The sequence below is a fragment of the Lysobacter sp. Soil_N_51 genome (genome assembly GCF_057655755.1).
This window is the reverse complement of sequence record NZ_JBDGLR010000004.1, coordinates 383,238-398,443: the sequence shown is the minus strand read 5'-3', so window position 1 is coordinate 398,443 and position 15,206 is coordinate 383,238. Positions and strand designations below refer to the sequence as shown.

Sequence of the window (15,206 nt, the reverse complement as noted above, 5' to 3'; positions counted from 1 at the left end):
AGGACCGCGCGAGCGCGTGCGCTCGTGGCGGTAATTCATTGGAGGGGAGCGGATGAACGAGAACCAGGCAGGGGCGAGCAACGACGGTGAGCCGCGGACGCGACCGGCGCAATGGTGGCGGACGCTGGCCGGACTGGCGGCGATCGCCGCCGCCGTGGCCGTGACAGGTTGGCTGTCGTCGCCGCCCGCCGTGCGCGCCGGCGACGGCGCCGGCGACGCGTTCTCGGTCGAGCGCGCGATGTCGCACGTGCGGCAGATCGCGCGTGCGCCGCATCCCACCGGCTCGGCGGCCAACGCACAGGTGCGCGATTACCTCGTCGCGCAACTGCGCGCCAGCGGCCTGCAGGTCGAAGTGCAGCGCGAACTGTCGCCGGGCCAGGGCAGCTACGCCTGGGTCGAGAACGTCGTCGGCGTGTTGCCGGCGACGGGCGCCACCGACGCCAAGGCGCGCGACGCGGTGCTGTTGATGTCGCACTACGACTCCATCCCCTGGGCGCCCGGCGCGGCCGATGCCGGCGCTGGCGTGGCGACCGTGCTGGAGGCCGCGCGCGTCGCCGCCGCCTCGGACCGCGGCGCGCGCAAGCGCGATCTGATCGTGTTGCTGAGCGATGGCGAAGAAATGGGCGCGTTCGGCGCGCGCGCCTTCTTCGATCGCCATCCGCTGGCGCCGCGGGTCGCGACGGTATTCAACTTCGAAGCGCGCGGCAGCAGCGGGCCGGTGCTGATGTTCCAGTCCGGTCCGGGCAGCGCGCCGCTGCTGCGCTCGCTGCGCGGCGCCGCGCCGGTGGCGAATTCGTACTCCGATGAAATCTACAAGCGCATGCCCAACTTCACCGACTTCAACGTGTCGCTGGAGCGCGGGCTTCCGGGTCTGAACTTCGCCTTCATCGAGGGCTATTCGGACTATCACTCGCCGACCGATACGCCCGATAACCTGGCGCCGGCGACGCTGCAGCACATGGGCGATCAGGCCATCGGCGCCATGCGCGCGGCGCTGTCGGCCAGCTCGGTCGCGCCCGCCGCGGGCGCCGAGCCGGCCTATATGAACTTCACCGGCAAGGCCTTTTTCCAGTACCCGCGCTGGCTCGATCAGGCGGCCCTGGCATTGGCCACGCTGTTGTTGATATTCGCCGCGTGGCGCGGCCGCCGCTGCGAACCCGCAGGCGCCCTGGCCACGGCGCGCGGCGCGTTGGCGGTGCTGGCGGCGATCGCGGTCGCGGCCTCGGTGGTGCTGTCGGTGTCGGCGTTCGTGCGCGAAGACTTCTGGCCCGGGGTGATGCAGCGCGCCGTCTCCGCGCATCAACTCGAATGGTTCCTCGCCTGGACCTTGCTGTCGAGCGGCGTGCTGGTGGCGATTCTCGGCGCCGCGCGCGGCGGCCTGCGTTGGTGGTGGGCGCTGGCGCTGGCGGTGCTCGCGGCGCTGCCGATGCTGCGGGCCGGTTCGGTGTTCATTCCCGGTCTGGTCGCGGCGGCGCTCGTCGCCGGACTGTTGTACAAGCCGCTGGCAGAGACGGCGCTGCTGCGCGGCGGCGAGGCGCTGTTGCTGGTGCTGGCCTGGGCGCTGACGCTGGCGCTTCCCGGCGCGGCCAATATCCTGGTATGGCCGCTGCTCGCGCTCGCAATCGTGCGTGCCATCGCAGTCGGGCGCGGACAGGCCGCGTCGGCGCGGACCTCGTTCGCGCTGGCGATACCCGTGGTGGTGGTCGGCGGCGTGATCCTCGGCGATCTGGCGATGCGATTGGATCAGGCGCTGGGCGTCAGCGCGCCGGTCATCGGTGCGGTGCCGTTGCTGCTGCTGTGCGTGCTGTGCATGCAGGCCTGGCTCGGCAACGGCGCGGCGCGCGTCGGCATGGCGCTGGCGTTGTCGGGCCTCGTTGCCGCGGTCGCGCTGGTGTTCGTGAATCCGTTCGACACGCGGCATCCGCTGCCGAGCAGCGTGTTCGTATTGAACGATCGCGTGCAGGGTGTGGACTGCCTGGCGAGCATCGACGCCACCGACGATGCCTGGAAGCGCTCGGTGCTGGGCGATACGGCGCGCGCGTTGCCGAAAAACTTTTATGCGCCCGAAGTTTGGCGCGAGACCCGTTGCCGGCCCTTGGGCGAGCGCGCTGCCACGATCAGCACACCGGCGACGACGCGTATCCGCGTGCTCGGCGTGGAGCCGCAAGGCGACCTGCGCCGGATGCGTCTGGCCGTGACCGCGGAAGTCGGCCACGACGTGCTCGACCTTTACCTGCCCAAGGGCGTCGACGTGCGCAGCGCGTCCGTTCAGAACCGTTCGATCAACGCACCGACCGCCGAAGGCTTCGAGCAATGGCCGGTGCGCATCCGCGGCTTCGCGGTGCCGGTGGGCGAGCTGGAACTGACGCTCGACATAGGGCCGGGTCCGATTCCGGATGCGCTGCTGGCGGTGACCATCGACCACGGTCTGCCGGCCGGACTCGCATTGCCGGCGCGCCCCGCGGGCTTGATGGCGCAGACGCATCCGTACTCCGATGCGCGCGTCGGCGTCGCGCGCATCGCGCTGGAAGCGGCGCAAGCCGGCCCGTCGCCATGATCGCCGAAACGATCCGGCGTCATCGGATTCCGCTGGCCACCGCCAGCGCATTGGCCGCGGGCAGCGCGCTGGCCTCGATCGTGCTGATCACCCAGATCGGCACGATCGCGGGCGGCGTGTTCACCGGCACGCCGCAGTCCATGCTGTGGCCGGCCGCGGCCAGCCTGGTCGCGATGCTCGCGCTGTCGGCGGCGGCGCAGACCTTCCAGGCCCATTTCGGCGCCGCGGTGATCTCCGACCTGCGTTCGCAATTGTGCGCGCGGTTCATGGCGCTGGACTACGCGCGTCTGATGTCCAGCCGCGAACGCATCGCCGGCGCGCTGGTGGTCGACGTGACCCGCATCGCGCAGATGCTGCTGGTGCTTCCGCAAGCGTTCTTCAACGCGCTGGTGGCGCTGTTCTGCCTGGCCTATCTGGCCTGGCTGTCGTTGCCGTTGCTGTTGGTGCTGGCGGGATTCGTGGTGGTCAGCGTCGCCTGCGCCCTGGCCATCCTGCGTCGCACCGAACGCTTCTTCGCCCGCATCCGCGAGGAGGAAGACAGCCTGTTCCGTCACTTCCGCGCCATCGCCGAGGCGAAGAAGGAGCTGAGCATGAACGCCGCGCGCGCCGCGCATTTTTCCGAGCGCGTGCTGGGACGCGCGATCCGCGACAACGAGGTGTCGTTGCGCGCGGCGAACCGCTGGCTGGGCTACACCGAAGTGTGGAACATGGCGATCGTGTACGCCGCGATCCTGTCGGTCGCCTTCATCGGCCGCGCCTATCTGGATCAGGACGCCTCGCAGGTGGCGCGCTTCGTCATCGCTTCGCTGTTCCTGATCGGACCGGTCAGCGGGCTGATCGCCGCCATTCGCCAAGTGGTCGCGGGAATGAGCAGCGTGCGTTATCTGCGCACCCTGGGCCCGGCGTTCTCGGGCCCGGCGCAAACGGCCGCGATCGATCCCTCGCGGTTCGAGGGCTGGTCGCGGCTGTCGTTCCGGCAGGTCGAATACCGCTATCCGGGCGACACCGACGAGTTCCGTTTCGGACCGATGGACCTGGAATTGCGGCGCGGCGAAATGGTGTTCGTGACCGGCGGCAACGGCAGCGGCAAGTCGACCTTGTCGCTGCTTCTCACCGGCATGCTGGCGCCGACTGGCGGCGAAGTGCGGGTGGACGGCCACGCGTTGACGGCGAACGACCTGGGCGATTTCCGTCAGCTGTTCACCGCCGTGTTCGCCGATTACTGGCTGTTCGACGATCTGCTCGACCGGCGCGGGCGCAGCCCGCCGCAGGCCGGGATCGAGGCCTTGCTGCACAGGCTGGGCCTGGATCGCAAAGTCACCGCGACCGACGGACGCCTGAGCACGCTGGATTTGTCGCAAGGCCAAAGAAAACGTCTGGCGCTGACCCAGGGCTATCTGGAAGACAGCGACATCTACCTGTTCGACGAATGGGCCGCGGATCAGGACGTGGAATTCCGCCGCTGCTTCTATCAGGAACTGCTGCCCGAACTGAAGGCCGCCGGCAAGACGCTGGTGGTGATCACTCACGACGACCGTTACTTCGACGTGGCCGACCGCGTGGTCCGGCTGGAATACGGGCAAGTGGCCGCCGACGCAAGCGCGGTCTGAGCGGACCACGAACGGCGTCATCGCAAGGAACACGCAATGAGCAAAGCAACAGGCAACTCCGATTCGTCCACGCCGCGCGAGGGCCACGAGGCCGCGATCGCGATCGTCGGCATGGCCGGACGGTTTCCCGGCGCGGGCGATCTGGAATCGTTCTGGGCGAACCTCGTCGCCGGGGTCGAATCGGTCCGCGATTTCGACGACGCGAGCCTGCGCGCGGCCGGCGTGCCGCAGTCGGACCTGACCGACCCGCGCTATGTCCGCCGCGCCGGCGCGCTGGACGGAATCGAATCGTTCGATGCCGAATTCTTCGCGATGACGGCGCCCGAAGCGCGCGCCACCGATCCGCAGCAGCGTTTGTTTCTGCAGACCGCATGGACCGCGATGGAGCATGCGGGCTACGGACCCGGATCGCGGATGGGCACGGTGGGCGTCTATGCCAGCGCTTCGACCAACGCCTATTTTCTCGAGCGCCTGGCGCAGCGACCGGAGCTGATGCAATCGATGGGGCCGATGGCGCTTTCGATCGGCAACGAGAAGGACTATCTCGCCACCCGCACCGCGTACAAGCTCGGGCTGCAGGGACCGGCGGTGACGGTGCAGACCGCGTGTTCCAGTTCGCTGGTTGCCGTGCATCTGGCCTGTCAGGCGCTGCTGGCGGGCGAATGCGACATGGCGCTGGCCGGCGGCGTGTCGGTGCGGACCCTGGAACCGCGCGGCTATCGGCATGTGGACGGCGGCATCCTCTCGTCGGACGGGCGCTGCCGGCCGTTCGATGCCGATGCGAGCGGAACTGTGTCCGGCGACGGCGTCGCGGCGGTGCTGTTGAAGCCGTTGGCGCAGGCATTGGCCGACGGCGACCGCATCCATGCCGTCATCATCGGCAGCGCGGTCAACAACGACGGCGACGACAAGACCGGATTCACCGCGCCCAGCGTCGAAGGGCAGGCGGCGGTCGTGCGCGAGGCGATGGCGGTCGCCGGGGTGCAGCCGGACACCATCGGCTATGTGGAAGCGCACGGCACCGGCACCGCGTTGGGCGATCCGATCGAATTCGCCGCGCTGAAATCGGCGTTCGGCGATGCGCCGGCCGCGTACTGCGCGGTCGGCGCGTTGAAGGCCAACATCGGCCATCTCGACGCGGCGGCCGGCATCGCCGGACTGGTCAAGGCCGCGCTCGCGGTCGGCCGCGGCGAACTGCCGCCGAATCCGCATCTGCGCCAGCTCAATCCGCATATCGATACAGCAGGTAGCCCGTTCCGTTTTCCGACCGCGCGCGAACCCTGGCCGCTACGTGACGGCGTGCGCCGCGCCGGGGTCAGCTCGTTCGGTATCGGCGGCACCAACGCGCATGTGCTGCTGGAATCGCCGCCCGCGCTCGCCGCAGTGAGCGCGCCGCGGCAGGCGCAGCCGCTGCTGTTGTCCGCGCGCACGCCCGCCGCATTGACGTCGCTGGTGAACGCGATGCGGCGCCGGCTCGCCGACGCGGGCGACGATTACGCCGCGATCGCCCACACCACGCGCGCGGGCCGCAAGGCATTGCGCTACCGCACGGCAATCGCCGCCGCCGATGCGCCGGACGCGATCGAACGCCTGGACGGCGCCGGTGTGCACGACGCCGATAACGCACCGGCGCTGGTATTCCTGTTTCCCGGCCAGGGCAGCCAGTTCGCGGCCATGGCTGCGGCGCTATACGCGGCCTATCGCGGCTTTCGCGACGACGTGGACGCGTGCGCGCGCGTGCTCGAGCCGCAACTCGGTCTCGATCTGCGACCGCTGTTGCTGGAGCCCGAACATGCAGCGCGGCTGGAGGCGACCGAGCTGACCCAGCCCGCGTTGTTCGTGGTCGGCTATGCGCTGGCGCGGCTGCTGGAATCCTTCGGCCTGCGCCCAAGCGCCATGCTCGGCCACAGCATGGGCGAATACGTCGCGGCCTGCCTGGCCGGGGTGATCGTGCGCGACGATGCGCTGCGTCTGGTCGCGCTGCGCGGCCGATTGATCGCGCAATTGCCGGCCGGCGCCATGCTCGCGGCGATGGCGGACGAAGCCAGCCTGCGCGATCTGCTGCTGCCGCAGGTGGAGATCGCCGCAGTGAACGGCGCGCGCCAATGCACCCTGGCCGGACCGATCGACTTTATTCGCGCGCAGGCCGAAGCGCTGGCGGCGGCCGGCATCGCCTGCCGCGGCCTCAGCGTGTCGCATGCATTCCATAGCGCGATGCTGGAGCCGATCCTGCAGCGCTTCGCCGATGCCGTCGCGCAGACGCCGCTGTCGGCGCCGCAACGTCCGTATGTTTCCAATGTCGATGGCGGATGGATCAGCGCCGAGCGGGCGACGTCGGTCGATTACTGGGTGACGCATATGCGTCATGCCGTGCGTTTTCACGATGGCCTGCGCACCTTGGCGTCGCTGGGCGAGACCGCGGTGGTGGAAGTGGGGCCGGGCGCGGCGCTGGGCGCGTTCGCGCAAGCCGCCGGCGTATCGTCGCGGAGTTTCCAGACCTTGTCGGCGAACGACCAGTACCCGTTGGCGGCGCTGCGCGCGACGCTCGCGGCGCTATGGGCGCGCGGGCACAAGATCGATTGGCGCCGGGCGGTGCCGGAGGCGCCGCAACGCCGCGTGCCGGTGCCCACGTATCCCTTCGCCGAAGAGCGGCATTGGGTCGAGGCGTTGCCGCCGTCGGTGATCGAAGCTCGTAGCGATAACGTCGTTGCCCAACCATCCGCGCAATCCGGCGCTATCGCGGCCGATGGTGTCGAAGCCGGCAGCGTCGCAGCCGTGGCCTCGATTCCCGGCTGGCGCCGGCTGCCGCGGCCGCCGGCCGAATGGCCGATGAGTTCGCCGCAGGACGTCCTGTGGTTCGCCGATCCGGGCGGCGGCGATCTCGCGACGCTCGCACATCTGCGCACGCAGGGCTGGCGCGTGCGCTTGGTCGAAGCGGTCCCGGACATTACGGGCGTGGAGGCGCGATCGGACGGCTTCGCGCTCGATCCGGCGCAACCCGAAGCGCTGGCCAAGTTGATCGCCAGACTCGGCACCAGCGGCGCGGTGCCGTCCCGAATCGTCTACGCCTGGCCGATGTCGGCCCGCGACAGCGACGGCGCATACGCCGAGCGGCTGTGTGTGCACGCGCCGATCGCGCTGGCGCGCGCCCTCGATGCGTACGCCGGCCCAGGCTGCAGCGTCGACGCGCTGACGGTGGCGGCGCAGTCGGTCGACGGACGCGAGCACGACGATCCCGCGCAGGTATTGGTGGCCGGCGTCTGCCGGGTCGCGCCGCTGGAGCATCCGCGCATCGTCTGGCGCTGGCTGGATGCGGAAGGCGGAACGCATGACGGCCATGCGCCGGCCGATCCGCTGTTGCTGGCGACGGCGTTGCTCGGTATCGGCGCGGTAGGCGCGAACGCCGCCGCGCAGCGGGCGCATTCCGTCGTCGCTTTGCGTGGAGCGCATGCGTGGGTGCCCGATCTGGCCGAGGCCGATATGCATGCGATCGATCCGCGCGCGATCGATCCGGCCACTGGCGTGGCGGCGCTGCGCGACCGCGGCCACTGTCTGATCCTCGGCGGCACCGGCGGCATCGGCCTGGCGTTCGCCGAGTACCTGAGCGCGCGCGTGGCGAATCCGCGGCTGACGCTGCTGGCGCGGCACGAGCGCGGCGATATCGAGTCGCGACTGGACGCGTTGCGCGAGCGCGGCGCCGAGATCCGTCTGATCCGCGCCGATCTCGCCGACGCGGACGCACTGCGCGCCGCCGTCGCCGATGCGGTGGCCTCGCACGGCGCCATCGATCTGGTCCTGCACGCGGCCGGCGCTGCGGGCGAGGGCCTGATCCGGCATACCGATCGCGCGCGTCTGGTACCGGTGCTCGAACCCAAGACCGCGGGCTTGCGCGCGCTCGACGCCGCGCTCGGCGACGCGCCGGCGCGCATCGTGCTGTGTTCGTCGATCAATGCGCTGCGACCGGTTCCCGGGCAAGTGGGCTATTGCGCGGCTGGCGCTTACCTGGACGCGTATGCGCAGAAGCGATCGCGGCGCGGGCGACGCATCGTCTCTGTCAACTGGGGGCCGTGGGCGGGCATCGGCATGGCGGCGGCGCAGGGCGCTGACCATATGCCGGATGCGCGCGCGATCGCCGACGCATTCGATGCCGTGCTCGGATTCGGCGGGCGTCAATTGCTGCTGACGCCCGGGGCACGGGCCGTCGTCGCGGAGCCCACGCCGACGTTCGCCGACGCGGTATACCCGGCTGCGGGCAGCGGCGAGTTCGAAGCGGTGACGGCGCGCATGCGGGTCATCTGGCGGGACTTGTTCGGGCGCGACGCCGACGACGATGCCGACTTCTTCGCCATCGGCGGGCATTCGCTGATGGCGTTGCAACTGATCGCGCGCGTGCAGCGCGACTTCGGGGTCGAACCCTCGCTGCAAGCCCTGCTGGCCGCGCCGACCCTGGCGGGCATGGCGCGGGCGGTATGGGGCGCGATGCGCGGCGCGCAGCCGGGCGCGTTGCCGTTGGCGGATCGCGGTTTGCCGTTGCCGCTGTCGTGGTCGCAGCAGCGGTTATGGTTTCTGGATCAGCTGGATGCGGCGGCCGGCGCGGCGTATCACATCGCGGCGGGCGTGCGTCTGCGCGGCGCGTTGGACGAAGCCGCGCTGACCCGGGCGCTCGATCGGATCGTCGAGCGGCACGAGTCGCTGCGCACGGTGTTCGAGCACGGCGAGGACGGCCCGGTGCAAGTGATACGGGCGGAGAACGGACTGACATTGGAGCGACAAGATCTGCACGCAGTGCCGGAGCCGCAGCGCGAAGCGGCGCTGTCTCAGGCCTGCAGGGCTTGGTCGTCGACACCGTTCGACCTGTCGGCGCAGCCGCCGGTGCGCGCGCTGCTGCTGCGTTTGCAGGCCGACGAACACGTGCTGGTGCTGGTGCAGCACCACATCGTGTCCGACGGCTGGTCGCAGGGCGTGCTGGTGCGCGAACTGGGCGCGCTGTACGCCGCGTATGCGCAGGATCGGCCCGACCCGCTGCCGGCCTTGCCGCTGCAATACGCCGACTATGCGGCGTGGCAACGAGCGCGCCTGTCGCAGGCCGACAGCGACGATCACGTGCAGGCGTGGTGCGAGCAACTGCGCGGCGCGCCGGAATTGCTCGCGTTGCCGACCGATCGTCCGCGACCGTCGCTGCAAAGTTATCGCGGCGGTCGTCTGCCTTTGCGTCTCGACGCGGACCTGACCCAGCGACTGCACGCGCTGGCGCGAGCGCACGGCACGACGCTTTACACCGTGCTGCTGGCGGGCTGGAGCGCGCTGTTGTCGCGACTGAGCGGGCAGGACGAGGTGGTGGTGGGTTCGCCGGTGGCGAATCGGCCGCGAGTGGAACTGGAAGGGCTGATCGGTTTCTTCGTCAACACCCTGGCGTTGCGGTTGCGGGTGGAGGACACCGCGACCGTGGCCTCGTTGCTGGAGCAAGCCAGGGCGAAGGTGCTGGAAGGTCACGAACGCCAGGACGTGCCGTTCGAACGCGTGGTCGAGGCATTGCATCCGCAGCGCAGCCTGAGCCACAGCCCGGTGTTCCAGACCCTGCTGAGCCTGGACAACACGCCGGAGCGGACGCTGGCCTTGCCCGGATTGGAGGTTGAAGCTTATGCGGTCTCGCACGGCGCGACCCAGTTCGACCTGAGCCTGACCTTGCGGGAAGAAGGGCAGGCGCTGAGCGGCGCGATCGAGTATTCCAGCGATCTGTTCGACGCCGACACCGTGGCGCGATGGTCGCGGTGGCTGGAGCGTTTGCTGGACGGCATGGCGCGGTCGCCCGAGGCCACGGTCTCGTCGCTGGCCTTGCTGGACGAGGACGAACGCGCGCGACTGCTGCAGGAAAGCGGCGGCGCTTCGACTGAGCAGCCGCGGCAGACGCTGGTGGATCTGTTCCAGGCGCAGGTAGCGCGCACGCCCGACGCGGTGGCGCTGCGCAGCGGCGAAGCGCGGTTGAGCTACGCGCAACTGGAAGCCGCATCCAACCGCGTCGCGCATGCATTGATCGAGCTGGGCGTGGTGCCCGACACCCGCGTGGGCCTGTGCGCCGAGCGCGGGATCGAACTGGTGGTCGGCTTGCTGGGCATCCTCAAGGCCGGCGGCGGCTACGTGCCGCTGGATCCGGGCTATCCGCGCGAACGCGTGCTGCAGATGCTGGAAGATGCCGCGCCGGTCGCGGTGGTGAGCGCCGGTGGCGCCGCCGCGCGACTGGGCGTGGAAGGTGTCGCGGTACTGGAAGTGGAAGCCACCGCCGAAAGTGCGAAGTCGCATGCGCCGCAGGTGGCGTTGCGTCCTGATCATCTGGCCTACGTGATCTACACCTCCGGCTCTACCGGCCAGCCCAAGGGGGTCATGGTCGAACATCGCCAGGTCGCGGCGCTGTTCGCCGCCACCGAGGCATCGTTCGGCTTCGGCCCCGACGACGTGTGGAGTGTGTTCCATTCCTTCGCCTTCGATTTCTCCGTATGGGAGCTGTGGGGCGCGTTGCTGTACGGCGGCTGCGCGATCGTGGTGCCGTGGGAATGCACGCGTTCGCCGGAGGATTTCCTGGCCTTGCTGGCGCGCGAGCGGGTCAGCATGCTCAGCCAGACGCCGAGCGCGTTCCGGCAACTGATCGCCGCCGGCGCCGGCGATACGCCGTTGCCGGCGCTGCGCGCCGTGGTGTTCGGCGGCGAGGCTCTGGATCCGCGCATGCTGCGGCCGTGGATCGAGCGCCATCCGCCGGAGCGGGTGGCGCTGGTCAACATGTACGGCATCACCGAAATCACCGTGCATGCGAGCTATCTGCGCCTGCAGCGCGATGCGATCGAGCACGGCCATGGCAGTCCCATCGGCCGGGCCTTGCCGCACCTGCGTCTGTACGTGCTCGACGCGGCCGGTGAACCGGCGCCGGCCGGCGTCCCGGGCGAACTGTATGTCGGCGGCGCTGGCGTGGCGCGTGGTTACCTGCATCGGCCCGAGTTGACCCAGCAGCGCTTTGTCGCCAATCCCTTCGTCGTCGGCGACCGTCTGTACCGCACCGGCGACCTCGCGCGGCGGCGCGCCGACGGCGGCCTGGACTACCTGGGCCGCAACGACTTCCAGGTGAAGATCCGCGGTCACCGCATCGAACTGGGCGAGATCGAGGCAGCCTTGCGTGGGCTCGATGGCGTCCGCGAGGCCGTGGTCGAAGCGCGTGAGGGCGGCGAGGGCGAACGCCGGCTGGTGGCTTATTTTGAAACCGCGGATACGGACGTCGCGGCCGAGTCGCTGCGCGCGGCGCTGATCGCGGCGTTGCCGTCGTACATGGTGCCGTCCGCGTTCGTGCGCGTGAGCCACTGGCCGCTGACGCCGAGCGGCAAGCTCGATCGCGGCGCGTTGCCGACGCCCGATGCCGAGGCTGCATTACACCGCCGCTATCGCGCGCCGACCGATCCGCTACGGCAGGCGCTGGCCGAAGTCTGGGCGCGGGCGCTGCAACTGCCGCTCGAACGCATCGGTATCGACGACAACTTCTTCGAACTCGGCGGCGATTCGATCCGCAGTATCGCGGTCGTGGCCGAGGGCAGGCGGCGCGGTTTCGGCTTCGCGGTCGTCGACCTGTTCCGGCATCCGACCGTGGATGCATTGGCGCAGGCGCTCGGATCGAACGCCGCAAGCGTCGAGGCCGAAGATGTGCCGGACTGGCTCGCGCTGGACGAGGGCGCGGTCGACGAATCGATCGACGACGAACTGCCCGACGGCGTGGAAGACGCGTGGGACGCGACCCTGCTGCAACGCGGGATGATCTTCCACGGCGAGTACGGCGGCGCCCGCGGCGTGTACCACGATGTGTTCTCGTACCGCATCGATCTGCCGCGATGGGACGAAGCGGCCATGCGCGTCGCGCTCGATGCGGTCGCGCTGCGCCACCCTTCGCTGCGCAGCGGCTTCGAACTGCGTCGCGACGGCACGGTGAGGCAGTGCGTGCATGCGGCGGCGCGGATCGCTCTGAGCTGCAGCGATCTGCGCGGCCTCGAAGCGGACGCACAGCGCGCCGCTGTGCTCGCGTTCCTGGCCGAGCAGCAGGCGCGGCCGTGGGAACTGCGCAAGGCGCCGCTGTTGGCGTTCTTCGTTCACCGCTGCGACGAAACCCGGATCCAGCTGACGATCGCGTTCCATCACGCGATCCTCGACGGTTGGAGCGTGGCGCTGATGCAAAGCGAAATATTCGCCGAATACTTTCGTGCGCTTGGCATGGACGTGCCGGCGCCGCTGCCACCGACGGTCCCGCCGAAGGCGGCCGCCTGGCTCGAACGCCAGGCGCTCGGCGCCGCGCGCCACGCCGAGTTCTGGTCGGGTTATCTCGCCGACGCCGAAGCCACGATCCTGCCGGATCTGCCGGGTGCGTGGCCGCAATCCGACGTGCGCAACCCGACCGTCGCGGTGCCTGCACCGGTGGCGGCGCGGCTGGCGGCGCTTGCGTCCGAACTGGGCGTGCCGCTGCGCTCGGTGCTGCTGGCCGCGCACCTGCACGTGATCGGTCTGTTCGCGGATACGCAGGCGCCGATGACCGGCGTGGTGTGCAATACCCGTCCGGAAACCGACGGCGGCGAGCGCACGCTCGGTCTGTTCCTCAACACCTTGCCGCTGCGGATGAGCGCGGCGCCGGGCAGTTGGAGGCAACGGATCCAGGCGGTGTTCGACGAGGAAAACCGGCTGGCCGAACATCGTCGCTATCCGTATTTCCGCATCGTGTCCGAGCACGCGCAGCGGGCGCGCCTGGACGCGGTGTTCAACTACGTGCATTTCCACGCCCACCAGGTCATCCACGACGCCGTGCGCGATCGCGCGGTGCCGATGACCGCGAACGATGTCGATACGGTCGAATCCACCGGCTTCGGCCTGACCACGACGTTCTCCGGTGCGGGCGATGGCCTCTCGCTGGCGTTCGATGCCGATCGCAGCCGTTTCGGCCGCGATCAGTTGATGCGCATGGCCGACGCCTACCTGCGCGTGCTCGCGATGGTCGCCGACGACGCCGACGCGGCGTGGCAGTCGACATCGGCCTTGTCCGCGAGCGAGCGCAAGCGTTTGACCGTGGACTGGAACGCGACCGATCACGCGTACGCGTGCGAGGTCATGCATGCCGGCTTCGAGCGCCAAGTGCGCGCATGTCCGCAGGCGCTGGCGGTGTTGTGCGGGGAGGATCGCTGGAGTTACGAGGCGCTGAACGAACGCGCGAACCGGATCGCCCACGGGCTGCTCGCCGACGGCGTGCAGGCCGGCGACCGGGTCGGCATCCTGCTCGAACGCGGTCCGTGGATGGTCGCGGCGGTGCTGGCGGTGGCGAAGGCGGGCGCGGCCTACGTGCCGCTGGATCCTGCGCATCCGGTGCAGCGACTGCGCGAGACATTGGAGGACTGCTCGCCGCGGATGGTGTTGTCGCAGCGGTCTGTGTCGCAACATGAAGGCTTATCGGCGGCGCGGGTGCTTTGCGTCGACGAAGCCGAACCGTGGTCGAACCAGCCGGTGTGGAATCCGTCGTCGCAAGGCATCGGTATCGACGCGCAAGCCTTGGCGTATGTGATCTACACCTCAGGCTCGACCGGCCGACCGAAGGGCGTAATGGTCAAGCATGCGGCGGCGGCGAACCTGTTCGCCTGGGCGGAATCGACCTTCGCGATGGGACCGTCGGACCGGGTGCTGTTCACCACCTCGTTGAGTTTCGATCTGTCGGTGTACGACCTGTTCGGCGTGCTGTGGAGCGGCGGCAGCGTGCATGTGGCGCGTTCCGAAGAGGTGCGCGATCCGGCGCGGTTGATCGGACTACTGCGCAGCGGGATCACGTTCTGGGACTCGGCGCCCGCGGTGTTCGCGGGATTGGTGAGTTCGCTGACGGAAGAGGTATCGCGCGATCTGCGACTGGCGTTCTTCAGCGGCGACTGGATCGGCCTGGACCTGCCCGATGCGGTCCGGCGCGCCTTCCCGCGTTGCGAAGTGGTGGCGCTGGGCGGCGCGACCGAGGCGACGGTGTGGTCGAACTACCACCGCATCGATCGGGTCGAGCCGAACTGGAAGAGCATTCCGTACGGCCGCCCGATCTGGAACGCGCGCTATTACGTGCTCGATGCGCGCGGCGAGCCCAGTCCGATCGGCGTGCCGGGCGATCTGTACATCGCTGGCGACTGCCTGGCCGAGGGCTATTGGAACCGCGAGGAATTGACCGCCGAACGGTTCGTGCCCGATCCGTTCGTATCCGGCGAACGCATGTACAAGACCGGCGACCGGGCGCGTTTCTGGGCGGACGGGACGATGGAGTTCCTGGGCCGCAACGATTTCCAGGTGAAGATTCGCGGTTACCGGATCGAGCTGGGCGAGATCGAGGCGGCGTTGCAGGCCTGCGAAGGCGTACGCGACGCGGTGGTGGTGGCGCGCGGTGAAGCGGGATCGGAGCGGACCTTGGTGGCGTACTGGCAGGGCGCCGCGGTCGACGCATCGGCATTGCGGAGCCAACTGCAATCGCGCGTGCCCGAGTACATGCTGCCGTCGGCCTACGTGCGCGTAGACCAATGGCCGCTGACGCCGAACGGCAAGCTGGATCGCGCGGCATTGCCGGCGCCGGAAGGCGACGCGCATGCGCGGCAAACGTACGAAGCACCCGAAGGCGACGTTGAGCAGGCGCTGTCGCAGCTATGGACGGAACTGCTGGGCGTCGACCAAGTCGGCCGCCACGATCACTTCTTCGCCTTGGGCGGGCACTCGTTGCTGCTGGTCCAGTTGTCGCTGCGGATGCGCGAAATGTTCGCGATCGAACTGACCATCGACGTGCTGATGCGCTCGCCGGTGCTCAAGGCCATGGCCGAGACGGTGGTCGATATGCAGTTCCAGACCTATATGGGCAGCGAAGCGCAGGCCTTGAGCGACAGCCTCGACGGACTGTCGCGCGACGAGTTGCTGGCGCTGCTGGACGAGGAGGACGGCGTGACATGAGCCGCGATCCGCGCCGACCAAGACACGCACGATCGGACATTCATTCATCGAGGAAGACA

Annotated in this window: 3 protein-coding genes; all 3 read left to right on the top strand. The window is 69.4% G+C overall.

The genetic code is table 11. The features are described from left to right. Positions 1-52 precede the first annotated feature (52 nt). The 3 genes from AC3A4T_RS09075 to AC3A4T_RS09065 are packed head-to-tail and all read left to right on the top strand — an operon-like array spanning position 53 to position 15,147. A complete protein-coding gene (locus AC3A4T_RS09075; RefSeq protein WP_487675083.1) occupies positions 53-2,557 on the top strand; it encodes a M28 family peptidase in 2,505 nt (834 codons plus the stop codon). Further along, a complete protein-coding gene (locus AC3A4T_RS09070; protein ID WP_487675082.1) occupies positions 2,554-4,167 on the top strand; it encodes a cyclic peptide export ABC transporter in 1,614 nt (537 codons plus the stop codon). The genes AC3A4T_RS09075 and AC3A4T_RS09070 overlap by 4 nt, the downstream gene beginning before the upstream one ends. Before the next feature lie 36 nt (positions 4,168-4,203). After that, on the top strand, positions 4,204-15,147 hold the full coding sequence (locus AC3A4T_RS09065) for an amino acid adenylation domain-containing protein (RefSeq protein ID WP_487675081.1): 10,944 nt from the start codon (positions 4,204-4,206) through the stop codon (positions 15,145-15,147). Positions 15,148-15,206 lie beyond the last annotated feature (59 nt).